20 protein-coding genes and 1 riboswitch are annotated in these 22,637 nt (G+C 73.8%); of the genes, 8 read left to right on the forward strand and 12 right to left on the reverse strand.

All coding sequences use genetic code 11. From position 1 onward, the window contains the following. Nucleotides 1-337: 337 nt before the first annotated feature. Nucleotides 338-1,015: a hypothetical protein gene (locus E2B92_RS14945; RefSeq protein WP_126886340.1), complete on the forward strand. Its 678-nt coding sequence runs from the start codon at nucleotides 338-340 to the stop codon at nucleotides 1,013-1,015. A gap of 56 nt (nucleotides 1,016-1,071) precedes the next feature. Here the strand turns inward: E2B92_RS14945 and E2B92_RS14950 are convergent, their stop codons facing one another. The 3 genes from E2B92_RS14950 to E2B92_RS14960 are packed head-to-tail and all read right to left on the reverse strand — an operon-like array spanning nucleotide 1,072 to nucleotide 4,366. Next, nucleotides 1,072-2,559: a precorrin-2 C(20)-methyltransferase gene (locus E2B92_RS14950; RefSeq protein ID WP_126886342.1), complete on the reverse strand. Its 1,488-nt coding sequence runs from the start codon at nucleotides 2,557-2,559 to the stop codon at nucleotides 1,072-1,074. Continuing rightward, nucleotides 2,556-3,203 carry a precorrin-8X methylmutase gene (locus tag E2B92_RS14955; protein WP_126886344.1) on the reverse strand — a complete coding sequence of 216 codons (648 nt, stop codon included), beginning with the start codon at nucleotides 3,201-3,203 and terminating at the stop codon, nucleotides 2,556-2,558. The genes E2B92_RS14950 and E2B92_RS14955 overlap by 4 nt, the downstream gene beginning before the upstream one ends. After that, nucleotides 3,200-4,366: a cobalamin biosynthesis protein CobG gene (locus E2B92_RS14960; protein ID WP_235023823.1), complete on the reverse strand. Its 1,167-nt coding sequence runs from the start codon at nucleotides 4,364-4,366 to the stop codon at nucleotides 3,200-3,202. The genes E2B92_RS14955 and E2B92_RS14960 overlap by 4 nt, the downstream gene beginning before the upstream one ends. Before the next feature lie 23 nt (nucleotides 4,367-4,389). Next, a riboswitch (cobalamin riboswitch) is annotated at nucleotides 4,390-4,517 on the forward strand. A 36-nt stretch (nucleotides 4,518-4,553) separates the two neighbouring features. On the opposite strand from E2B92_RS14960, the gene cobN reads away from it, so the two are divergent. Genes cobN through E2B92_RS14980 form a run of 4 tightly spaced genes read left to right on the forward strand, consistent with a single transcriptional unit; the run spans nucleotide 4,554 to nucleotide 10,982 of the window. Further along, nucleotides 4,554-8,180 carry a cobaltochelatase subunit CobN gene (gene cobN / locus E2B92_RS14965; protein WP_126886348.1) on the forward strand — a complete coding sequence of 1,209 codons (3,627 nt, stop codon included), beginning with the start codon at nucleotides 4,554-4,556 and terminating at the stop codon, nucleotides 8,178-8,180. Then, on the forward strand, nucleotides 8,177-8,866 hold the full coding sequence (locus E2B92_RS14970) for a GNAT family N-acetyltransferase (protein ID WP_126886349.1): 690 nt from the start codon (nucleotides 8,177-8,179) through the stop codon (nucleotides 8,864-8,866). The genes cobN and E2B92_RS14970 overlap by 4 nt, the downstream gene beginning before the upstream one ends. Nucleotides 8,867-8,879: 13 nt before the next feature. Further along, nucleotides 8,880-9,758, forward strand: a complete 879-nt coding sequence (locus E2B92_RS14975; RefSeq protein ID WP_126886351.1) for an SDR family oxidoreductase — start codon at nucleotides 8,880-8,882, stop codon at nucleotides 9,756-9,758. 57 nt (nucleotides 9,759-9,815) lie between these two features. Beyond that, entirely contained in the window at nucleotides 9,816-10,982 is a 1,167-nt protein-coding gene (locus E2B92_RS14980; protein ID WP_126886353.1) for a DUF418 domain-containing protein, read from the forward strand. Here the strand turns inward: E2B92_RS14980 and E2B92_RS14985 are convergent, their stop codons facing one another. Together E2B92_RS14985 and E2B92_RS14990 are read right to left on the reverse strand one after the other, a co-directional pair. Then, on the reverse strand, nucleotides 10,983-11,921 hold the full coding sequence (locus E2B92_RS14985) for a nucleoside hydrolase (protein ID WP_126886355.1): 939 nt from the start codon (nucleotides 11,919-11,921) through the stop codon (nucleotides 10,983-10,985). Nucleotides 11,922-11,962: 41 nt separating this feature from the next. Next, complete coding sequence (locus E2B92_RS14990) at nucleotides 11,963-13,132, reverse strand: D-alanyl-D-alanine carboxypeptidase family protein (RefSeq protein WP_133087558.1); 1,170 nt, start codon at nucleotides 13,130-13,132, stop codon at nucleotides 11,963-11,965. Nucleotides 13,133-13,277: 145 nt separating this feature from the next. Here E2B92_RS14990 and E2B92_RS14995 point away from each other — a divergent pair, with 145 nt between their 5' ends. Further along, entirely contained in the window at nucleotides 13,278-13,679 is a 402-nt protein-coding gene (locus E2B92_RS14995) for an SsgA family sporulation/cell division regulator (protein ID WP_126888569.1), read from the forward strand. A gap of 4 nt (nucleotides 13,680-13,683) precedes the next feature. On the opposite strand, the gene E2B92_RS15000 is transcribed toward E2B92_RS14995, so the two are convergent. The 4 genes from E2B92_RS15000 to E2B92_RS15015 are packed head-to-tail and all read right to left on the reverse strand — an operon-like array spanning nucleotide 13,684 to nucleotide 16,574. Then, entirely contained in the window at nucleotides 13,684-14,265 is a 582-nt protein-coding gene (locus E2B92_RS15000; RefSeq protein ID WP_185923742.1) for a hypothetical protein, read from the reverse strand. Next, on the reverse strand, nucleotides 14,262-15,488 hold the full coding sequence (locus E2B92_RS15005; protein ID WP_126888571.1) for an MAB_1171c family putative transporter: 1,227 nt from the start codon (nucleotides 15,486-15,488) through the stop codon (nucleotides 14,262-14,264). The genes E2B92_RS15000 and E2B92_RS15005 overlap by 4 nt, the downstream gene beginning before the upstream one ends. Continuing rightward, a complete protein-coding gene (locus E2B92_RS15010) occupies nucleotides 15,485-16,045 on the reverse strand; it encodes a toxin (RefSeq protein ID WP_126888572.1) in 561 nt (186 codons plus the stop codon). Before E2B92_RS15010 ends, E2B92_RS15005 begins: the two co-directional genes overlap by 4 nt. 52 nt (nucleotides 16,046-16,097) lie before the next feature. Then, nucleotides 16,098-16,574 carry a hypothetical protein gene (locus E2B92_RS15015; protein ID WP_126888573.1) on the reverse strand — a complete coding sequence of 159 codons (477 nt, stop codon included), beginning with the start codon at nucleotides 16,572-16,574 and terminating at the stop codon, nucleotides 16,098-16,100. Nucleotides 16,575-17,057: 483 nt separating this feature from the next. Between E2B92_RS15015 and E2B92_RS15020 the strand changes: the two genes are divergently transcribed. After that, nucleotides 17,058-17,855, forward strand: a complete 798-nt coding sequence (locus tag E2B92_RS15020) for a VOC family protein (protein WP_126888574.1) — start codon at nucleotides 17,058-17,060, stop codon at nucleotides 17,853-17,855. A gap of 49 nt (nucleotides 17,856-17,904) precedes the next feature. Here E2B92_RS15020 and E2B92_RS15025 read toward each other — a convergent pair whose 3' ends face one another. Beyond that, nucleotides 17,905-19,167 (reverse strand): serine/threonine-protein kinase, encoded by a 1,263-nt coding sequence (locus E2B92_RS15025; protein ID WP_185923743.1) that lies wholly within the window; start codon nucleotides 19,165-19,167, stop codon nucleotides 17,905-17,907. A gap of 177 nt (nucleotides 19,168-19,344) precedes the next feature. Here E2B92_RS15025 and E2B92_RS15030 point away from each other — a divergent pair, with 177 nt between their 5' ends. Beyond that, a complete protein-coding gene (locus E2B92_RS15030; protein WP_126888575.1) occupies nucleotides 19,345-19,887 on the forward strand; it encodes a flavoprotein in 543 nt (180 codons plus the stop codon). Here the strand turns inward: E2B92_RS15030 and E2B92_RS15035 are convergent. Further along, entirely contained in the window at nucleotides 19,865-20,650 is a 786-nt protein-coding gene (locus tag E2B92_RS15035) for a DUF72 domain-containing protein (RefSeq protein ID WP_126888576.1), read from the reverse strand. The genes E2B92_RS15030 and E2B92_RS15035 overlap by 23 nt on opposite strands. A gap of 21 nt (nucleotides 20,651-20,671) precedes the next feature. After that, nucleotides 20,672-22,600 (reverse strand): protein-arginine deiminase domain-containing protein, encoded by a 1,929-nt coding sequence (locus E2B92_RS15040; protein WP_126888577.1) that lies wholly within the window; start codon nucleotides 22,598-22,600, stop codon nucleotides 20,672-20,674. Nucleotides 22,601-22,637 lie beyond the last annotated feature (37 nt).

Here is a 22,637-nt window from a genome sequence, read left to right on the forward strand (position 1 = left end):
GCCCCGGGACGCACCCCGGCAGCCGGTGAAAAGTGTGTGGTGCGTCACACATCTACCTTTCCGGAACCTTAGCGTCCAGGGCGGGGGCTCGTGCGGAACTGCGAAAAATGGGTGGCCCTGGCATGACGCCCGGTAAGAGCGCCAGGTGGGGAACGTGGGCGAGGACGCGCGGAGGACGGTGAGGGGACATCGGTTCCCCGCCGCAGCAATTCGGCTGGTAATCACGGCCCGTTCGGTGGGCCACTGCCACCATCACCCGCACATCAGGCGGCGTACGGGTCGTACGTCAGTGCGTCCGTGCGCCGGCCCCCCATGCACGTGTGAGAGGTACGAAGAGATGACGATGAACCGCGTCGGGCGGTACGGCAGTCGTGCGGCGGCCGTGGTGGCCGTGGTCTGCGGGGCGGCGCTGGCCGGGGCGCTGCCCGCGTCCGCCGGCGAGCAGCCGACGAAGCCCGAGCTCCTGGCGGACTGCGCGTCCGGTGCGGGCAAGTGCACGTTCAACGAGCCGAAGCTCGGGGAGGCGTACCTCGGGGCGTTCCACCAGGTGTCCGACTCGCTGTACAACTGCTCCAGCTCGGACGCCACGCAGAGCATGACGTGGGACGACACCGTCGGGTCGACCGACTCGCTGGGTGTCTCGGTCACCGCGGGCGGCAAGATCGCGGGGATAGTGGACCTGAGCGTGACGGCGACTTACAGCCACAGTTGGTCGAGCACCCACTCGGAGAGCAGCTCGCTGAACATGACGGTCAAGCCGGGTGAAGTGGGCTGGATCTCGCGGGCCCAGGTGATGCAGAAGGTCTCCGGCACCTGGCAGACCCACTACGACAGCCCCAAGTGGGGGCACTACTACTGGTTCGTCCCGGACACCATCACCGGGCCCGCCAAGAACGGCACGGACGGCAAGAGCAACGCCGTGGTGGTGAAGACCCGGAAGATGACCGACGCCGAGAAGCGGTCCTGCTCGGCCGACGCGGGGCACCAGGGCAGGGCGTTCGTGGAGCGGCGCTGACGCGGGGGCCGCGCCCGGGGGCCGGCGTCGGGCGGGACGCCGGCCCCCGGGCGGGATCACGCCTCCGGGTACCTGCGGGGTGTCCAGGCCACCGTGTCGCCGTCGCCCCGCCGGACCGCCTGGGTCTGGGAGGAGCCGATGAGCAGCAGGGTGCGCATGTCGACCTCCGCCGGGTCCAGGTCGGCCAGCGGCAGGACGCGGACGGACTCCTCGGGGCCGCCCACGTCGCGGGCGACGACCACCGGGGTGTCCGGGGCGCGGTGTTCCAGGAGCAGTTCGCGGGCCTTGGCGACCTGCCAGGTGCGGCTGGCGGAGCCGGGGTTGTAGAGGGCGAGGACCAGGTCGGCGGCGGTCGCCGCGCGCAGGCGCTCGGCGATGACGTCCCAGGGCTTGAGGCGGTCGGACAGGGAGATCGTCGCGTAGTCGTGGCCCAGCGGGGCGCCCGCCTTGGCGGCGGCGGCGTTCGCGGCGGTCACGCCCGGCAGGACGCGGACCGGGACGTCCAGGTACGGGGCCTGGGAGGCGACCTCCAGGACCGCCGTGGCCATGGCGAACACGCCCGGGTCGCCGCCGGACACGACCGCCACGCGGCGCCCGCGCCGGGCCAGGTCCAGGGCGAACTCGGCGCGCTCCGACTCGACCTTGTTGTCCGAGCCGTGCCGCTGCTGGCCGGGGCGCACCGGCACCCGGTCCAGGTAGGTGGTGTAGCCAACCAGGTCGGTCGCCGAGGCGAGCGCGCCCCGGGTCTCGGGCGTCAGCCACAGGGGGCCCGCCGGGCCGGTGCCGACGACCACGACCTCGCCCCGCTCGGGCGCGGCCGGACCGGAGTCGACGCGCGAGGGGAGCACCGCCACGGAGAAGTACGGGACCGACTCGGGGTCGACGTCCGCGAGGGCGCCGGTGCGTTCGCCGGCCATCGTGGCGCGCTCCACGTAGTGGGCGTCGTCCAGCCGCCCGGCCCGCTCCAGGGCGCGCCGGACCGCCGGGAAGGTGCGGCCGAGCTTCATGACGACCGCCGAGTCGGTGGCCGCCAGGCGGGCCGTCAGCTCCTCCTCGGGCAGGGTGCCGGGGATGATCGTCAGGATCTCCTCGGCCTCGCACAGCGGCTTGCCCAGGCGGGCCGCCGAGGCGCTCACCGAGGTGACGCCGGGGATGACCTCGGTGTCGTACCGGTGCGCCAGCCGCTTGTGCATGTGCTGGTAGGAGCCGTAGAAGAGCGGGTCGCCCTCGGCGAGGACGGCCACCGTGCGGCCCGCGTCCAGGTGGGCGGCCAGGCGCGCGGACGCCTCCTCGTAGAAGTCGTTCAGCGCGCCGCGGTAGCCGCCCGGGTGGTCGGTGGTCTCCACGGTGAGCGGGTACATCAGGCGCTCTTCGACGTGGTCCTCGCGGATGTGCTCGGCCGCGATGGAGCGCGCTATCGACCGGCCGTGCCGGGCCGAGTGGTACGCGATCACGTCGGCGGCCGCGATGGCCTTCACCGCCGCCACCGTCATCAGGTTCGGGTCGCCGGGGCCCAGGCCCACGCCGTACAGCTTGCCGCTCATGCCTGGATCTCCGCCTCGTGGGCGATCGCGTTGATCGCCGCCGCCGCCATGGCGCTGCCGCCCCGCCGGCCCCGCACCACCAGGTGCTCCAGGCCCGGGAACGCGGCCAGGGCGTCCTTGGACTCGGCCGCGCCGATGAACCCGACCGGTATGCCGATGACCGCCGCCGGGCGCGGCGCGCCCGCCTCGATCATCTCCAGGAGGCGGAACAGCGCGGTGGGGGCGTTGCCCACGGCGACGACCGACCCTTCGAGCCGGTCGCGCCACAGCTCCAGCGCGGCGGCGCTGCGGGTGGTGCCCAGCTCGGCGGCGAGCGCGGGCACCGACGGGTCGGAGAGCGTGCACACCACGTCGTTGCCGGCGGGCAGCCGCTTGCGCGTGACACCGCTGGCGACCATCTGCGCGTCGCACAGGATCGGCGCGCCGGCGCGCAGCGCCTCGCGGGCGCGGGCCACCACGCCGGGCGTGTACGCCAGGTCGCGGACGAGGTCGACCATGCCGCAGGCGTGGATCATCCGCACGGCGACCTGGCTGACGTCGGCCGGCAGGTCCGCGAGATCCGCCTCGGCGCGGATCGTGGCAAAGGACTGGCGGTAGATCTCCGCCCCGTCCTTCTCGTAGTCGAACACTCTGCTCTCGCTCATTTCGTCGATCCTTGTACGGTCATCCGGTACGCGCCCTCACCGGTCGCCACCATGTCGGTCCACGCGCCCTGCGGGTGGCCGCAGCGGCGGGCGCAGCCGGACCAGTGGACGGGCAGCGCACCCTCGCGGGGCCGCGCGTCCGCCCGTACGTCGGACAGGGACTTCGCGCAGCCGGGGCGCCCGGTGCACGCGGTGACGCCGGTCCAGGGGGAGTCGGCCCGGGTGATGAACCCGGCCTCGCCGAGGGCGCCCAGCCGTTCCTCGGCCGCCGCGCGGTCGGCGAAGTGCGGCAGCACGAAGCCGCGCCACGGGGTGACCCGCACCTCCGCGGCGGGCAGCAGGGCGCGGAACTGCGCCGTGGTCACCCGGCCCAGGCGGGCGAGCACGCAGACCGTGCCGTCGCCGGCCAGACCGGGCTGGGGCGGCGCGCCGGCCGGCGGTACGGCGTCCGGGACGGGCTCGGCCGCGAGGGCCGCCCGCTCCAGGTGTCCCGTCACGTCCACGTCCTGCCCCGGTGGCAGCTCCCGTACCCGCCACGCGCCGGTGCCCGCGGCCCGGGCGGCCGCCAGGAACGCCGCGGCGGCGGTGAGCGCGGCGCGCGGCGCGTCGGCGGCGGCCACCCGGTACGTCCGGCCGGCGACGTGCAGCAGGGCGGTGCCGTCCCCGGCTGCGAGCAACGTCACATCGGGGGACAGGGCCGCCACGTCTCCCCGTCCGTCGTCCACGGCGAACAGGAAGCGGCCGGACAATTCCGGCGTCCAGTCCTCGGCGCACAGGAGCGCGTCCAGGCGCGCGGCCCAGGACTGCACCTCCGGCCCGGCGAGCGGCGAGACGACCATGTTCCGTACGCGTTCGTGCCGTTCGGAGGGGAGGAGGCCCGCCTCCCGCAGGACGTCCGCCAGCCCGGCGCCGCAACTCGCGCCCAGCCCCCGCAGTTCGATGTTGCCGCGCGAGGTGAGGGACAGGTGCCCGTCGCCCAGCCGGTCCGCGGCGTCCGCCAGCAACCGGACTTGACGCTCCGTCAGCACTCCGGTGGGCAGGCGCAGACGCGCCAGGGCGCCGTCGTCGGCCTGGTGCAGCCGCAGCGCACCCGGGCAGGCGTCACCGCGGTCCCGTATGTGAGCTTCGCCCCGGTCCTGGGGCTTTGGTGAGCTGGGCGGCATGGCGGCGAGCATACGCGCAGCCTCTACTATGCAGACGGCACAGGGTCCCAGGGCCCTAGGGAGGAAGCCCGGTGGGAATCCGGCGCGGTCCCGCCACTGTGAGTCCGCCGACGCGGACGAGTCAGGAACTCCCGCCGTCCTACGACCACCCGGGGCGCGGACACCCCGAGGAAGGCCTGCGCACGCGATGACGCCCGCCACCACGCCCGAGGCGACGACGATCCTGCTGCTGTCGCACTCCGACACCGACCTGCTCAGCGCCCGTGCCGCCGCCGGCCCCGTCGCGTACCGGTTCGCCAACCCCGCCCGGCTCCCGCTCGAGGACCTGGACGCCCTGCTCGACGGCGCGGGCCTGGTCGTCGTCCGCCTCCTCGGCGGCATCCGCGCCTGGGAGGAGGGCCTCGACGCGCTGCGCGCGAGCGGCCGGCCGCTCGTGGTCCTCACCGGCGAACAGGCCCCCGACGCGCAGCTCATGGAGACCTCCACCGTCCCCATCGGCATCGCCGCCGAGGCGCACGCCTACCTCGCCCACGGCGGACCGGACAACCTGGAGCAGCTCGCCCGGTTCCTGTCCGACACCGTCCTGCTCACCGGCCACGGCTTCGAGCCCCCGGCCGCCGCCCCCACCTGGGGCCCGCTGGAGCGCACCGCCCGGAACACCACGGGCCCCACGGTCGCCGTGCTCTACTACCGCGCCCACCACATGAGCGGGAACACCGCCTTCGTCCACACCCTGTGCGACGCCATCGAGGACGCCGGCGGCCAGGCCCTGCCCCTGTACGTGGCCTCCCTCCGCGCCCCCGAGCCGGAGCTGCTGGAGCGCCTGGGAATGGCCGACGCCGTCGTCACCACCGTCCTCGCGGCGGGCGGCACCAAGCCCGCCGAGGCGCAGGCCGGCGGCGACGAGGACGCCTGGGACGCGGGCGCGCTCGCCGCCCTGGACGTCCCGATCCTCCAGGCCCTGTGCCTGACCGGCTCGCGCGCCGCCTGGGAGGAGAACGACGAGGGCCTCTCGCCGCTCGACGCAGCCAGCCAGGTCGCCGTCCCCGAGTTCGACGGCCGCCTCATCACCGTCCCGTTCTCCTTCAAGGAGATCGACGCCGACGGCCTGCCCGCGTACGTCGCCGACAGCGAGCGCGCCGCCCGCGTCGCCGGCATCGCCGTGCGCCACGCCCGGCTGCGCCACATCCCCAACGCCGGCAAGCGCCTTGCGCTGGTCCTGTCCGCGTACCCCACCAAGCACTCCCGCATCGGCAACGCCGTCGGCCTCGACACCCCCGCCTCCGCCGTCGCGCTGCTGCGCCGGCTCCGCGAGGAGGGGTACGACTTCGGGCCCCTGGAGGACCTGCCGGGCCTGGTCTCCGGGGACGGCGACGAGCTGATTCACGCCCTCATCGAGGCCGGCGGCCACGACCAGGACTGGCTCACCGAGGAGCAGCTCGCCCGGAACCCCGTCCGCATCCCGGCCGCCGACTACAAGCGCTGGTACGCCACCCTGCCCAAGGAGCTGCGCGACCAGGTCGAGGAACACTGGGGCCCGGCGCCCGGCGAGATGTTCCTGGACCGCTCGCGCAACCCCGAGGGCGACATCGTGCTCGCCGCCCTGCGGCGCGGGAACCTGCTGATCCTCATCCAGCCGCCGCGCGGCTTCGGCGAGAACCCGATCGCGATCTACCACGACCCTGACCTGCCGCCCTCGCACCACTACCTGGCCGCCTACCGCTGGATCGCCACCCCGGCCGCCGACGGCGGTTTCGGCGCCGACGCCATGGTCCACCTCGGCAAGCACGGCAACCTGGAGTGGCTGCCCGGCAAGAACGCGGGCCTGTCCGCCGCCTGCGGCCCCGACGCCGCGCTCGGCGACATCCCGCTCGTGTACCCGTTCCTCGTCAACGACCCCGGCGAGGGCACCCAGGCCAAGCGGCGCGTCCACGCCACGCTGGTCGACCACCTGGTGCCGCCGATGGCCCGCGCCGAGTCGTACGGCGACATCACGCGCCTGGAGCAGCTCCTCGACGAGTACGCCCAGATCTCCTCCATGGACCCGTCCAAGCTGCCGGCCATCCGCGCCCAGATCTGGACGCTCATCCAGGCCGCCAAGCTCGACCACGACCTGGGCCTGGAGGACCGCCCGGACGACGACGGGTTCGACGACTTCCTCCTCCACGTCGACGGCTGGCTGTGCGAGGTCAAGGACGCCCAGATCCGCGACGGCCTGCACGTCCTGGGCGGCGCCCCGGCCGGCCCCGAGCGGGTCAACCTGGTCCTGTCCATCCTCCGCGCCCGCCAGATCTGGGGCGGCACCCAGTCCCTGCCCGGACTGCGCGAGGCCCTCGGCCTGGACGAGTCCGCCGCCACCCGCACCACGGCGGACGAGGCGGAGGCGAAGGCACGTGCCCTGGTCGAGGCGATGGAGGCCGCCGACTGGAACCCGGCGGCCGTCGCCGGGGTCGCCGAGGGTCACGGCGAGCAGGTGGCCGCGATCCTCGACTTCGCCGCCCGCCAGGTCGTCCCGCGCCTCGCCGCCACCACCAACGAGCTGGACCACGCCGTCCACGCCCTGAACGGCGGCTTCGTCCCCGCCGGACCGTCCGGCTCACCGCTGCGCGGCCTGGTCAACGTCCTGCCGACCGGCCGCAACTTCTACTCCGTCGACCCCAAGGCCGTCCCCTCCCGGCTCGCCTGGGAGACCGGCCAGGCCCTCGCCGACTCCCTCCTGGAGCGGTACCGCACCGACAACGGCGAATGGCCCACCTCCGTCGGCCTGTCCCTGTGGGGCACCAGCGCGATGCGCACCGCCGGTGACGACGTCGCCGAGGCGCTCGCCCTGCTCGGCATCCGCCCCGTCTGGGACGACGCCTCACGCCGCGTCACCGGCCTGGAGCCCATCCCGCTCGCGGAACTGGGCCGCCCCCGCATCGACGTCACCCTGCGCATCTCGGGCTTCTTCCGGGACGCCTTCCCGCACACCATCGGGCTCCTGGACGACGCCGTCCGGCTCGCCGCCTCGCTCGACGAGCCGGACGCCGACAACTTCGTACGCGCCCACGCGCGGGCCGACCTCGCCGAGCACGGCGACGAACGCCGCGCCACCACCCGCATCTTCGGCTCCCGGCCGGGCACCTACGGCGCGGGCATCCTCCAGCTCATCGACTCGCGCGACTGGCGCACCGACGCCGACCTCGCCGAGGTGTACACGGTGTGGGGCGGTTACGCCTACGGGCGCGGCCTGGAGGGCCGCCCGGCGCGCACCGAGATGGAGACCGCGTACAAGCGCATCGCGGTGGCGGCCAAGAACACCGACACCCGCGAGCACGACATCGCCGACTCGGACGACTACTTCCAGTACCACGGCGGCATGGTCGCCACCGTCCGCGCGCTCAAGGGCACCGCCCCCGAGGCGTACATCGGCGACTCGACCCGCCCCGAGACCGTCCGCACCCGCACCCTCGTCGAGGAGACCTCCCGCGTCTTCCGCGCCCGCGTGGTCAACCCGCGCTGGATCGAGGCGATGCGCCGCCACGGCTACAAGGGCGCGTTCGAACTGGCCGCGACGGTGGACTACCTGTTCGGGTACGACGCCACGACCGGCGTCGTCGCCGACTGGATGTACGACAAGCTGACCGAGACGTACGTCCTGGACCCGGAGAACAAGGCGTTCCTCCAGGAGGCCAACCCCTGGGCCCTGCACGGCATCGCCGAGCGGCTCCTGGAGGCCGAGTCGCGCGGCATGTGGGAGAAGCCCGACCCGCGGGTCCTTGAAGCGCTGCGGCAGGTGTACCTGGAGACCGAAGGCGACCTGGAGGACAAGTGACCATCACGGTCGGCGGCGAGGACAAGGAACTGTCCGAGCGCCTCGACAAGGAGCTGACGGCGTTCAACCGGGCCGCCACCGGGGCGAGCGACGAGGCCGAGCTGTCCGTACGGGCCACCGACGACGCGGGCGGGATCACCGGCGGCCTCACCGGCTGGACGTGGGGCGGCCTCGGCGGCATCAGCATGCTCTGGGTCCGCGAGGACCAGCGGGGGACCGGGCTCGGCACACGGCTGATGCGGGCGGCGGAGGAGGAGGCGCGGCGGCGCGGCTGCGACCGCATGATCGTGTCGTCGTTCTCGTTCCAGGCACCGGACTTCTACCGGCGGCTGGGGTACGTCGAGACGGGGTGCTCCGAGGGCATCCCCGGCGGCAACGTGGACGTCCACTTCTTCAAGTCCCTCGACCCGTCCGCCGGGCCGCTGTTCCGGCTGGCCGTGCTCCTGGACTTCCCGGCCGATGCGGCGGCGGACGCGCTGGCGTACGAGGAGCGGGTGCTGTCCCTCCTCCCGCGTCACGGCGGCCGGCTCGAGCGGCGGCTGCGCACCGCCGACGGCCTGTCGGAGGTCCACCTGCTCACCTTCCCGTCCGAGGACGCCTACCGCGCCTACCTGGCCGACCCCGGGCGTACGCCGGACGGGCGCATCACCGCGCGCGTGCTGGAGGTGACGGAGGTCCACGGCTGACAGACTCGGCCGTATGTCATCCGTGATCGCTGTGACCGGGGCGAGCGGCCGCGTCGGCGGCCGGGTCGCCCGCCGCCTGGCCGGCCAGGGCCTGAAGACCCGGCTGCTCGGCCGTGACCCGTCCCGGCTGCCGGACCTGCCGGGCGCGGTGCGCGCCGCGCCCGCGCCCTACGGGGACGGCGAGGCGATGCGCCGCGCCCTGGACGGCGCCGACACGCTGTTCCTGGTGTCCGCGCACGAGGCCCCCGACCGCATCCAGGAGCACCGCACGGCGGTCGACGCGGCACTCGCGGCGGGCGTCGGGCGGATCGTGTACCTGTCCTTCCTGGGCGCCGCGCCGCAGGCGACGTTCACCTTCGCCCGCGACCACTGGCACACCGAGCGGTACATCGAGGCCGCGGGCGTGCCGCACACCTTCCTGCGCGACGGCTGGTACCTCGCCGCCCTCCCCGCCATGGCGGGCGAGGACGGGGTGATCCGCGGCCCGGCGGGCGACGGCCGGGTCGCGGCGGTCGCCCACGAGGACATCGCCGACTGCGCGGCGGCCGTGCTGCTCGGGGAGGCGGAACACGACGGCGCCACCTACGACATCACCGGCGAGGAGGCCCTCACCCTGACGGAGGTGGCGGAGGAGCTGACCCGCGTCACCGGCCGCCCGGTCTCCTACGTCCCCGAGACCCGCGCCGAGGCCTACGCCTCCCGCGCCCGGTACGGCGCCGAGCACTGGGAGGTCACCGGCTGGGTGACCTCCTACGAGGCGATGGCCACGGGCGAGCTGGGCACCGTCACCGACACCGTGCGGCGCCTGACCGGCCACGCCCCGATGACCCTGGGCGCGTACCTGGCGGCCCACCCGCGCGCGTACGCCCACCTCCTACATCCTTCGATGTAGCGCGGATTCGTCTGCGGTCACGACGATTCCGGCGCGCCCCGCCGGGACGCTGGAGGCATGACCCAGACCCTTCGTGCTCCCACACCCACCGCCACGCGACGGCTCGCCCTCCTCGACGTGCTGCGGGGGGTGGCGATCCTGGGGACGCTCATGACCAACGTGTGGGTGTTCACCGGACCGGGAGCCGAGTGGGGCGTCCTCCAGGGCACCCTCGGGGACACCTCGTTCGGCTCGGTCCCGGGCGCCGCCGAGAGCGTGTTCCGGCTGCTGGCGGACGGCAAGTTCCTGTCGATGCTCACGATCCTGTTCGGCGCCGGGCTGGCCATCCAGTACGCCTCGGCGGCCCGGCGCGGGCAGCCCTGGCCCGGCCGGTACCGGTGGCGGGCGCTGTTCCTGTTCGGCGAGGGCACCGTGCACTTCGTGCTGGTCTTCGCCTGGGACGTGCTGATGGGCTACGCCGTGACCGCGCTGCTCGTCGCCTGGCTGCTGACCCGTTCGGAGCGGGCGTGGCGGCGGGTGATGTGGTGGGCGGCCGGGCTGCACCTGACGGTGATGGGACTGCTGACGCTGGCCCTGGCGACGGCACCCCCGGCGGGCGGCGCGGTCTCGCCGCAGGTCGTCGACCTGTACGCGCACGGGAGCTGGGCGGACCAGATCGCCTTCCGGCTCCAGAACGCGATCGCGCTGCGCCTGGAGCCGGTCCTGACGTTCTTCCTGCTGCTGTTCCTCTTCCTGCTGGGCGTACGGCTCTTCCGGGCCGGCGCCTTCGGGGCGGACGAGGCGGCGCGGCGCATCCGGGCACGGATGCTGGCGTGGGGGCTGGGCCTCGGCGTGCCGCTGAGCGCGGCGGTGGCGCTGGCCGGCCCGGACTTCTTCCTGCTGGGGCGGTACGGGGCGGCTCCGCTGACGGCGGTCGGGTACATCGGGCTGATCGGGGCGGTCGTGGACCGCGTCCGGCGGCCGGGGCGGTTCATGGACGCCCTGACGTCGGTGGGGCGGATGGCGCTGTCCGGGTACGTGCTCCAGAACGTGCTGTGCGCGCTCGTCGCGTACGGCATCGGGCTGGGCCTCGCGTCCACGCTCGGGGCGCCCTGGCGGCCGTGGTGGGTGATGGGGCTGTGGGCCGCGGTGTCGGTGGTGCTGCTGGTGTTCTCCACGCTGTGGCTGCGCCGTTTCCCCGCCGGGCCGCTGGAGTCCGTGCAGAAGTGGGCGCTGCGCCGGTAGTCACCCGAGCCGGCGGACGGCGTCGATGATCAGGTCCCAGAAGGCGGGGGCGTTCACGGCGGTGCCGACGCGGGCGTTCGCGGGGCGGCCGGTGACCCCGTCGAGGTCGACGACCGTGGCGCCCCGCGTGTGGGTGCCGGTCAGCTCGACGGCGACCGGAACGCGGACGGTGGTGATCAGCTCGGGGTCGATGAGGTGGGCCACGGTCAGCGGGTCGTGCAGGGGCGGCGCCTCGAAGCCGAACACCTCGCGGTAGGTGGTGCCGAAGTACGTCAGCAGCTCCACGCACAGTCGCGCCAGGGGCGTCCCGAGCGCCTCCAGGCGGGCGAGGACGTCGGGGGCGGCCGGCACCTGGTGGCTGACGTTCAGGCCGATCATCGTGACGTCCAGCCCGCTGGAGAACACGATGTCGGCGGCCTCCGGATCGGAGGCGATGTTGAACTCGGCGGCCGGTGTGCGGTTCCCCCGCCCGGTGGAGCCGCCCATGAGGACGATCCGCCCGACCCGCTCGGCGGCCAGCTCCGGGTGGGCCAGCAGGAACGCGGCGACGTTGGTGAGCGGCCCGGTCGGGACGAGCGTCACGGGCCCGGGGTGGGCGAGCAGCGTCTCGCGCAGCAGCGTGATCGCGTCGCGCGGGTCGAGCGGGACGGTCGGTTCGCCGAACCCGGGGCCGTCGAGCCCGGACTCGCCGTGGATGTCGCCGGCCACGATGCCCGTCCCGTGCAGGGGGCGCGCCAGCCCGGCGGCCACCGGCACGCCCCGGATCCCGGCGACGGTGCACACGCGCCGCGCGTTGAGGGCGGTCTTCTCGGCGCTCGCGTTGCCGGCGACGGTGGTGATGGCCAGCAGCTCGACGGCGGGGTGGGCGGCGGCCAGCATGATGGCGAACGCGTCGTCGTGGCCGGGGTCGCAGTCCAGGATCACGGGGATGGGCGTCATGGAGGCAGTGTCGCGGACCTCCTCCCCGGGCGGTACGGGCCTCACCGTTCGGTGCGCCGCCGCACCAGCCACAGGGTGGCCGCCGCCAGGCAGGCCGAGCCGACGAACGTCAGCGGCAGCAGCAGGCGCGGCCCGTCGTCGGGGACGGAGGCGACCGAGACGGCGGCCGTCGGCGGCACGGACCGGGCGGTGCGCGGCGCGGCGGGCGGGGCCGGGGCCGGCGGGGCCGCCGCCCGGACCGGGGCGGCGGCGCGCGGCGGGAGCAGGGAGCCCACCGGGCGGGCCGCGGCTCCCGCCGCGAAGCCCCAGTCGAGCAGGTCGCGGGCCTCCTCGTACACGGCGTGGGCGCCGCCCCGGCGCGGGTTCATCACCGACACGACCAGCGTGCGGGGGCCCTTGCGGGCGGCGGCGATCAGGGTGTGGCCGGCGTTGGTGGTGTAGCCGTTCTTGATGCCGAGGATGCCCGGGTAGCGCCGTACGCCGTCGGCGCCGGTGAGCAGCCGGTTGGTGTTGCGGATGTCGTACGACCAGCGCCCGGCCGGGAACTTGGCGTACGCGGTGCCGGCGTAACGGGCGAAGTCCGGGTTGCGCAGCCCCGCCCGGCCGAAGACCGCCAGGTCGTACGCGGACGAGACCTGGCCCGGCGCGTCGTACCCGTCGGGGGACACCACCCGGGTGTCGTGGGCGCCCAGGGCGCGGGCCGTGGCCTGCATCCTCCGCGCCGTCTCCGCCCAGCCGCCGTTGAGTCCCGCGAGCACCCGTACGGCGTCGTTGCCGGAACTGAGGAAGACCCCCCGCCACAGGTCGGCGACCCGGTAGGTGACCTCCTCGCGCACGCCCACCCGGCTGCTGCCGTCCCCGATGCCCCGCAGCTCGTGCTCGCTGACCGTGTGCTGCCGGTCGGGCGGCAGGCCGGGCAGGGCGGTGAGCGCGAAGAGCGCCTTCAGCGTGGAGGCCGGGGGCAGGCGCCGGTGCGCGTTGCGGGCGGCGAGGACGGCGCCCGTGGCGGCGTCGGCGACCAGCCAGGACCGGGCGGACACCCGGGGCGGCGCCGCGACCCCGGGCGGCAGCCGCACCTGGGTGCCGGGGCGGTGCAGGACCGCCGGGTCGACGGGCACGGCGGCCGGCGGCGGCACGGGCTCGACGGGCGGCGGGGCGACGGGCGCGGGCGGGAGCAGCAGGGCGGCGGCCACCAAGGAACTGACGATCATTCAGCCACGGTATGAACAGGCCGGACCCGCCGCAGGGTGATGTGCCGCCGACCGGAGTACCGCGTCCCCCGGTCACCCGCATTACTCGGGTTTCCCGGGGCACCTGAGAGGGGGCCGACCTCACTCATCCCCCTGGAGGAACGACATGGACGCGGTCCTGCGCGACAAGGTCTTCATGCGGCTTCTCTCGCCGGACGGCCAGGAACTCCCCGTCCTCGCCCACCTGACCTACGACGCACGCGACCCGTACGCGGTCACGGTCGGCTTCACCCACGCCGGGTTCGTGTACGCCGAGTGGCGGCTGGACCGCGACATGCTGCGGGACGGCATGGCGCACCCGGTCGGCGAGGGCGACGTACGGATGTGGCCGGTGCTCAACGGCACCCGCGAGGAGCTGCGCATCGAGCTGCTGCACGCCGCCGTGTTCACGGTGTGGGCGCCGTCGCTGTGGCGCTTCCTCGCCGGCACCTACGAGCAGGTGCCGGCGGGCCAGGAACGCGTCGAGGAGCTGGACGCGTTCCTGGCGGAGCTCCTGGCCACCGGCTGACGGCTCACATCAGCAGGGCCGCCGCCGCCGTCGCCGCGCCCAGCGACGCGCCCGCCACCGTCTGCGCCACCGTGTGGTACCGCAGCGCCACCCGGGACCAGCACACGGCGACGGTCATCGCGTACGCGGCCAGCCACCAGGGGGAGTGGACCACCGCGAGCAGGGCCACGACGGCCGAGGCGACGGCGGAGTCGACCGAGATCTTCCAGACGGTGTTGACCGCCAGCAGCCCGACCGTCATCACCCACAGCGCGAGCATCGCCAGCAGGATGCCCCGCGGGGCGTGCCCGAGCACCATGACCAGCGAGCCCGTGCCGATGGAGCCCAGGATCACGAAGAAGATCGGCGCCCGTTTCGTGCGGTCGACGACGTGCCGGTCGCCCCAGGTGCCGCGGCCCCGCTCCCACTCGATGTACCCGGCGGGGATCAGCCCCGCGCACAGCGCGCCGAGGAACCCCCACAGCAGGCCGCTCCAGTGCCCGGCCGCCGCCCAGCCGATGGCGAGCATGCCGACGAGCAGCACGTTGCGGGGCTGGAAGACATCGGTGACCGTCCGGGCGGCCGTCCCGGTGGCGCTGAGCGTCATGCGTCCTGCTCCAGGGACGTGAGCAGAGCCCGCGCCCGGTCGTCGTCGGCGGTCCGGTACGCGGCCGCCACCCGGACCAGCCACGCCACCTCGTCGTCCTGGTCGGTGGCGTGCTTCGGCTCGATGGCCGCGGCCTTCCCGGCGGGCGCGCCGCCCGCCTTGGCGGCCAGCGCCGCCTTGATCCAGTACGCGTCGGCCAGCGGGCCCGGCCCGCCCGCGGCGGCCGTGGCCGCGTCGACGAGCCCGTCGGGCACGTAGTGCCGCAGCTTCTCCACGGCGTCGGCGATGTCGGCCGCCCACCGGTCGACGCGCAGGTCGGCCGGGGTGTCGAACCGGGTGAGCTCCCGCGCGAGCGAGGCGGGCGGTTCGAAGGGCTGGTCGGGGAACGCGGTCATCAGCGCGCGCCACAGCGGGTGCAGCCGCGCCTGTGCCCGCCAGAGCTTCACCCGCCGCCAGCCCGTGCTGAAGGCGGGGATCGACGCGCCCACCGCGAAGAGCGCGAACAGCACGATCTGCGCCAGCTCCGTGGCCTTGTCGAAGGTCTGCGCGAAGCCGTGGCTCGGGGTGCGCACGACGCTGATCCACAGGAACAGCGTCCGGCTGACGGTGTAGCCGACGCCGATGAACATGGCCGCCGTCATCATGCCGAGCCCCACCCGCAGGTGCCGCAGCCGCGCGTTGCCCGTGGCCAGCGCCCACTGGTACGCGCAGACGGCGGACGCGGCGCCCAAGTACAGGTAGAACACGCTCATGTAGAGCGTGGCGCCCCACTGCCCGGCGTGGTCGGAGACGAACCGGTCGGAGGGTACCGACCGGTCCACCACCGTGAAGAACAGCACGGTCAGCAGGACCAGCGTCGCGACGGACGCCTTGGTCGCCACCTGCTGGACCACCCGCGCGAACCGCACGTGCCGGGGCACGGTCCCGCCCTCCGGGTAGTGCCCGTAGATGGCGACGATGTAACTGAGGATGGCGAGGATCGCGACGGTGGCCGTGTAGTGCTTGATCAGGACGGCGAGGTCCACGACGGGGCTGTTGTTGAGCCCGGTGCGCACGGCCCGGGTCTTGGTCCACAGGGCGGCGGCGAAGCCCGCGTAACAGCCCCACAGCGCCCGTCTGCGCCGGTCCTCCTCGTCGCCCCACAGGGCGGCCGGCATGCGCCACAGGGCGACGGCAGTCATCAGGCCGGCTATGAGGTAGCCGGCGAGGTCGAGCGCGGTCACGCGGAATCCTTGGGACGACGTCGGAAGAGGCCGCGCCGCCTGTGGGCGACGGGCCGGGCAAGGGAGTTGGCGAGCCGTCCCACCATGTCATCACTGGTGACGTCCCGGGCCATCCGGGGTATGAGGGAGGCGCCGAATTCGGCCACCCGCTCGTCGTGCGTGTCGTACTGCGCCCGGGCCTGCACGGTGGCGCCCGACGCCAGCACCCGGGAGATCAGCGAGGTGTCGAAGACGGGCAGCAGGCGGCGCAGTTGCTCGGCGTCCAGGGACGTGCCGTGGTCGAACCACTCGTGGCACAGCTCGTGGAGGATGACGTGCTGCGTCTGGTACGCGGTGGGGCGCCGGCGGTACAGCACGAAGCTGGTCGTGCCGGAGGTGAGGCGGAGCCCGCAGGCGGCGTTGACGCGCGCGAGGCGGTCGGGCAGCTCCCGCAGGACGATGGTGCGGCCCCGGGCGGCCTCCATGTTGGCCACCAGCCCCTCGACGGTGAACGGGGCCGGGATGGGGAGGTCGGCGAGTCCGGCTTCGCACTCTCTGCGCAGTTCGCGCATGGACATGGGGTGCCTCTTGCCCTCGGGGTGCCTCTTGCCCTCGTGATGATCCGCGAGTTTACCGGCCCGGCGCCTCCTGGCCGGAGTCCCTGTCCCGGCTTTCCCGGCCGCCCTTGCTCTCCTCCAGGAGGGAGAGGGCGAACTCCAGCAGTTCCGCCGGAATGCCGTCCTCGTCGTTGCCCCGCGCGGCCACTCCGCTGATTTCCCCGGTGCGCCGTTTCGCGAGGAATTGCAGCCCCGCGACGACGTCGTCGACGACTTCCGACTCGTCCTTGAAGAACCGCCAGTCGACGCCGAACCCGAGGCCCAGCGCCTTGAGGATGTCCTCGGAGGGGTGGGTCACCTTCCCGGCCAGGATGTTGGAGAAATAGCTGTGCGAGAGGGAGCCGCCGCGCTGTTTCACCAGGTCCGCGAACATCCGCCCGGAGACCTTCTGACCCGGGAAGGTCTTCTCGACCATGTACTCGACCTTCTGCTGCAACGTGCGCAGTTCGGGCTGGCGCCGCTCGCTCCAGCCCTGTTCGGCGTTGTCCATCCGGGTCCCCACGTTGCGCGATGTTCGAGTTCGGTCAACGGGCTCGTACTGTAATCGACACAGAACGTCGGCGTCTTTGCATCCGCGACAAAGTGGAGCATCCCACTCCCGCATCAGAAGCAGACTTGCGCAGGCACTCTACGTCACTGTTAACTCGAAAAAACACGGGCAGGGGGCCACGAGGGGAGTCCCTTGCCCGTGTATGCGCCTCCGGTGTGCCCCGGCATCCCCGGACCGCCGTGCTGCAATCCCCGGACAGGGCCCGGACAGGGCCCGGACAGGGATGTAGCCCATCGCGACGGGGGATGCACGATGGGCTACGTTCGCATTATGACACCTCGTCAATGCGCCGGGGTCCACCTTCCGCCGACTTTCCCATCTTGTCTCCGTTCGTTTCGGCGAGCGCACCGGCGTATCGCTCGCTAGCGTGACAAATCGGACCACATATCCACCGGTACGCACGAGCGGAACAGGGACGGAACCATGGCGGTACAACGCGAGGGCGCGCCGATCTGGGCGGACGCGATGTTCACGGACGTCGACGGCGCGAAGAGCTTCTACGGGGATGTGCTGGGCTGGACCTTCGGCGAGGCGTCGTCGGAGTTCGGCAACTACACCGAGGCGTACTCCGGCGGAAAGGCCGTGGCCGCCGTCGTGCCGCCCATGCCCGGGGCGGAGGGGCAGTCGGCCTGGTGCCTGTACTTCGCCTCCCCGGACGCGGCGGCCACGGCACGGAAGATCAGCGACAACGGTGGCGAGATCCTCATGGGGCCGATGCAGGTCGGCGACTTCGGCTCGATGGTGCTGGCCCGCGACCCCGGCGGAGTCGTCTTCGGGGTGTGGCAGCCCGGCACGCACGAGGGCTTCCAGGCCATGGGCGAGAACGGCGCGTTCTGCTGGGCCGAGGTCTTCACCCGTGAGCCGGAGAAGTCCGACGCCTTCTTCCCCGCCGTCTTCCCGTACCGGGCGAAGACGATGGAGACGCCCGACGGCATGGACTTCCGGGTCTTCCACGTCGGCGACGACCCCGTACTGGGCCGGATGAAGATGGGGCCGGAGTTCCCGCCCGACCACCCGCCGTACATCAACGTGTACTTCGGCGTCGACGACTGCGACGCGGCGGTGGCCCGGGCCGCCGAGCGCGGCGGGGCCGCCGTGTGGGGGCCGATGGACACCCCCTTCGGCCGGTTCGCCTCGCTGCGCGACCCGCAGGGCGCGACCTTCTCGGTCATCGACATGAGCCGGACGGTGGGGGACATGCCGGAGACGACCGACGTGTGAGGCGTGCCGTACCGCTCCAGGGGCCGGGGCCGGGGCGGGGCCCCGGCGGTCAGTTCCCGCCGTCCCCGCTCAGCGTGTCCGGCGTCGACCCGATCTCCACCTGAGGTGTCTCCGCCGAGGTGGTGTCCGGCGAGAACACGGCCATGCCGATCAGCACGGCGGCGAAGAAGGCCACGGTCCCGGCGATCACGCTCGCCACCCGGGGCCGCCGCCTGACGAACTCCCGCGCCCCGCCGGTGCCGTGCGGGGCGGGCGCGGCACGCCGGCCCCGCCCCTGGCGCGGGGCGTTCGGCAGCATGTACGTGGTCGCCGTCCCGCCCTCCGCGGGCGCCGGCCCGGGTGCGGGCGCCGGCAGCGGCCCGCCACCGGGACGGGAGGCCGCCGCCCGGGGCCGCGCGGGCGGTACGGGACCGGACGCGGCGGCCCGCACGGGCGCCTGGCCCGGGCCGCCGCCCACGTGACGGCCCGCGTGCGGGGCCGGGTCCGGCAGGGACTGCGCACGCCCCTGCCAGGCACCCGAGGCGAACCAGTCGGCGACCTCCTGGGCGGAGGGCCGCTCCTCCGGCTGCTTGGCGAGCATCCCGAGCAGGTAGTTCTCGAAGGCGGGCGGCACGTCCGCCCCGAGCCGCCGCGGCGGCACCGGCACGGTGTCGATGTGCTGGTACAGGATCGCCGTCGCGGTGTCGGCGTGGAACGGCGGGCGTCCCGTCAGGAGTTGGTACAGCACGCAGCCGAGTGAGTACACGTCCGACGCCGGGCCGGCCGGCTGCCCCAGCGCCCGCTCCGGAGCCAGGTACAGGCTGGTGCCGACGATCTGGCCGGCCTGGGTGAGCGCGGCGGCCGGGTCGTCCACGAACCGGGCGATCCCGAAGTCCCCGAGTTTCACCGTCCCGTCCGCGTCCGACATCAGGTTCCCGGGCTTGATGTCCCGGTGCACGATGCCCTGCCGGTGCGCCGACGCCAGCCCCGCCGCCGTCTGCGCCGCCACCTGGGCCACCCGCGGCGCCGGCAGCGACCCCCCGGCCGCCAGCTCCTGCGCCAGGCTGCGGCCCTCCACCAACTCCATGACCAGGTAGAAGCGGCCCTCCCACGCCCCGAAGTCGAACACCGCGACCACGTGCGGGTGGCTCAGCCGGGCCGCCGTCTGCCCCTCCAGCCGGAACCGGGCCGCCGTCTGCGCGTCCGAGTCGTCCCCGAGCAGAAGCTTCATGGCCACCGGCCGGCCCAGCACCTCGTCCGTGGCGCGCCAGACCTCGCCCATCGCACCGCGGCCGATGGGCGACTCCAACCGGTACCGATCCGCCACCAGCACCCTGTGCACCTGCCTGATTCCGATCGATCCGTCAACCCAACCGACGCCGGCGGAACGGGAGGAGAATCCGCGACGGGCTCAGGGTACCTACCGCGCGCCGCGCGCACTGCGCCACCATCGGCGTACACCACGGATCGGGCCACCGGTCCACCTCGCCCGCGCAGAACCGGAGTTGCCGTGCCCGAACAGCCCCCGAAGCCCACCAAGCCCTTCCTGTACGTCGTGGTCTGCGCGGCCGGGGTCGCCGGTGACGTCGGCACGCTCATCACCGCCGCCCAGCGGCGCGGGTGGGACGTCGGAGTGGTCGCCACCCCGCACGCCCTCGGCTTCATCGACGCCCCCGCCGTCGAGGCCATGACCGGCTACCCCATCCGGTCCGCCTGGCGTCGCCCCGGCGACCCGCGCCCGCTGCCCGACCCGGACGCCATCGCGGTCGCCCCGGCCACCTTCAACACCGTCAACAAGTGGGCGGCCGGCATCTCCGACACCCTCGCCCTGGGCATCCTGTGCGAGGCGTACGGCGCAGGCGTCCCCACGGCCGTGCTGCCCTGCCTGAGCACCGCCCAGGCCGCCCACCCCGCCTACCGGCGCAGCCTGGAGGCCCTGCGCGACATGGGCGTCCGCGTCGGCACCCACGACCCGGACCACCTCGCGGCGGGCGGGTTCCCCTGGGAGGAGGCGCTCGACCTGCTGAACATCACTCCGGCGGAGGGGCGTTGAGCCGGGTGGGCGTACGCGTCACCGTCCGGCCCAGCGCGCCCGCCGCCCGCGCGAACACGGCCGCGTCCCGGACGGCCGCACCGCCCGGGTCGTTGTTGAAGTACGCGTACACGTCGTCCTGGTCCGCCCACGCGGCGGCGATCCGCCCCGCCCAGGACTCCAGCGCCCGGCGCCCGTAACGCGGCCACGGCCGGGCGGCACCGGCGTGGAACCGGACGTACCCCCAGGGCGCCGTGCGCCACAGCGGTGTCACCGGCCGTGATCCCCGGTCCGCCCAGCACAGGGCGGCGCCGTACCGCTCCAGAACCGCCCGCAGCTCCCGCTCCGCCTCCCACCACGAGGGGTGGCGCGGCTCCACGGCCACCCGGACGGTGCGGGGGAAGCGGCGCAGGCAGTCCTCCAGCAGGGCGGTGTCCTCGCGGAGGGTCGGCGGGAGCTGCACGAGGACGGGGCCGAGCCGGGCGCCGAGGCCCTCCGCGCGGCTCATCAGCCGCTGCACCGGCTCCTCGGGGTCGCGCAGCCGCTTGATGTGCGTCAGGTAGCGGCTGGCCTTCACCGCCATCACGAACCCGTCGGGGGTCCGCTCCCGCCAGGCGGTGAAGACCTCCGTGGAGGGCAGCCGGTAGAAGGCGTTGTTGTTCTCCACGGTCGCGAAGTGACGGACGTACTCCTCCAGCCAGAGCCGCTGCGGCAGTCCGGCCGGGTAGAGCACGCCGCGCCAGTCCGCGTACTGCCACCCCGAGGTTCCGACAAGCATGGGCACATCACCCATGCTCCCCGCTGTCTACCGCTTCCACCACGCGGCGGAGGCGTCCCGCAGGGTGTTGGTGCCGCAGTGCACCTCGCCCATGCCGAGGTGGTACGTCTCCCAGTCGTCGATGTACGACACCTTCATCCCGGCGCCCGTGTAGGCGGCGGTCACGGCGGCCGTGAAGACGTCCTTGCCGCCGATGACCGGACCCCACTGGCGCGGGGCCAGGTACCGGTCGCGGCCGAGCAGGATGCCGTTGACCGCTCCGGGGACGTACGCGCTGGTCATGACGGTGCCGGGGCCCGCCGCCCGGCCGTCGCGCCGGATCAGGTCCTTCTGCTGGCCGTACTCGCCGACCGCCTTCGGCACCTCACCGGCGCCCAGCCGCGACAGGCGCGGCACGCGCTCGCCGCGCTCGCCCACCTGCTCCTTGCCCCGCGTGTACAGCGCCGGTACGCGCACGACCTCGGCGTCCGTCACACCGGTCTCGCGCTGGAGCACCGCCAGGTTGGCCTTGATCCGCTGGGCGGCCAGGGCGTTGTCGGCGACCAGCTCCTTGGAGGCGAGGGCCTGGTCGATGGTCTCCGTGGGGGCGAGCCGCTCCTCGGAGTCCGGCACGGAGAACATGCGCGTCTTGCCGTGCCCGGCCTTCTGGGCGTCGCGCAGCAGCTTCATCCCGGCGTCCGGGTCGGCGATGCCGAGCTTCCAGCCGCGCGGGGTGCCCGGCGCCGGGAGGAACTGGACGAACTCGTCCACATGGCCCACGTGCAGCCAGGAGGTGTCCAGGAACAGCGGGTCCTGGAACCCCTGTGAGGCCAGGAGCGTGCGCATCGCCCGTGCGGGCCTGGAGCCGTCGTCCTTGCGCTCGCCCATGATGATGCGCCCGGCGGGGAAGGTCTTGCCGCCGTGCGCGTAGGGGGGAATGGTCTCCAGGTTCCCCATCGAGTTGAGGGTCCACTCCTCCGAGTCGCGGACCCCGGAGACCTGGACGACGCCCACGCCGTTGCCGCGCATCTTCTCGAACAGCTCGCGGCCCGCCTCGCGGTCGGGCTGCGCCGAGCGGAGCATCACGCGGATGACCTGGCGGCGCCCGTCGGGGCCGGTCATGCTCACGTAGCCCGGCTCGACGAAGTCCTGCGCCCATATGTCCTGGTACTTGTCGAAGGTGACGAGCGGCTGGGCGATGCCGGCCGACTTCACCTCCTTGGCCAGGCCGTTGACGAACGCCTGCTGGCGGCGCGCGTAGTAGTCCTTGCCCGGCACCTTGGTGACCATCACCTGTTGGGTGTTCTGGAGGTGATGGTGGGTCAGCAGCGGTGCGACGCGGAGGGTGAGGTCGTCCGCGGTGGCCGGCCCGCCGGGTGTCGTCACGGTCAGGCGGAGCACCGCGCGGCCGTCCCAGACCTTGCTGTCGCGTACGACGTCGGTGCTCTCGACGCCGAACTCGACCCCGGCGCGCAGCTCGGCGGCGGTCAGCCGGGTCTTGCCGGTCACATGGGCCCAGCCGGTGGCGCGTTTGACGAACACGCGCATGTACCTGCCGCCGGCCGGGACGCTCACGGCGCCGGTCGCCGTGGCGGGCAGGCGCGTCATCGGTACGGAGCGGACGCGGGCCAGGTCGGCCAGGTCGGCGGTGCCGTTGATGACCGCGTCCAGGGCGTCGTTGCAGGCCGCGAGCTTGGCGTCGGGCAGCGGCTTGCCGCCCGGGCCCGCGGTCGGGCACCGCTTGGTGTCGTCGTCGATGTTGGGCAGGAACACCGCGCCCCTGGCCACCGTCCAGGTGTCCTCGCCGGCGGTGTCCGTCGCGCCCGTGACGTCGACCCGCCCGTCACGGTCGACGTCCGCCCGGAGATCGACGGGGGCCGGTGCCGGCGCGGCCTGTGCGGGGAGCACGGGCACCATGACGGCGCCTATCGCCGTGAGCGCCAGGGTCGCTCGTCTCGCGTTGCTCGTAACCACCATGCGTCCCTTCGTGGGGGATTGGGTTGCCGAGCGGGAA

Source organism: Streptomyces sp. WAC05374, assembly GCF_004353505.1.
Lineage (GTDB): Bacteria > Actinomycetota > Actinomycetes > Streptomycetales > Streptomycetaceae > Streptomyces.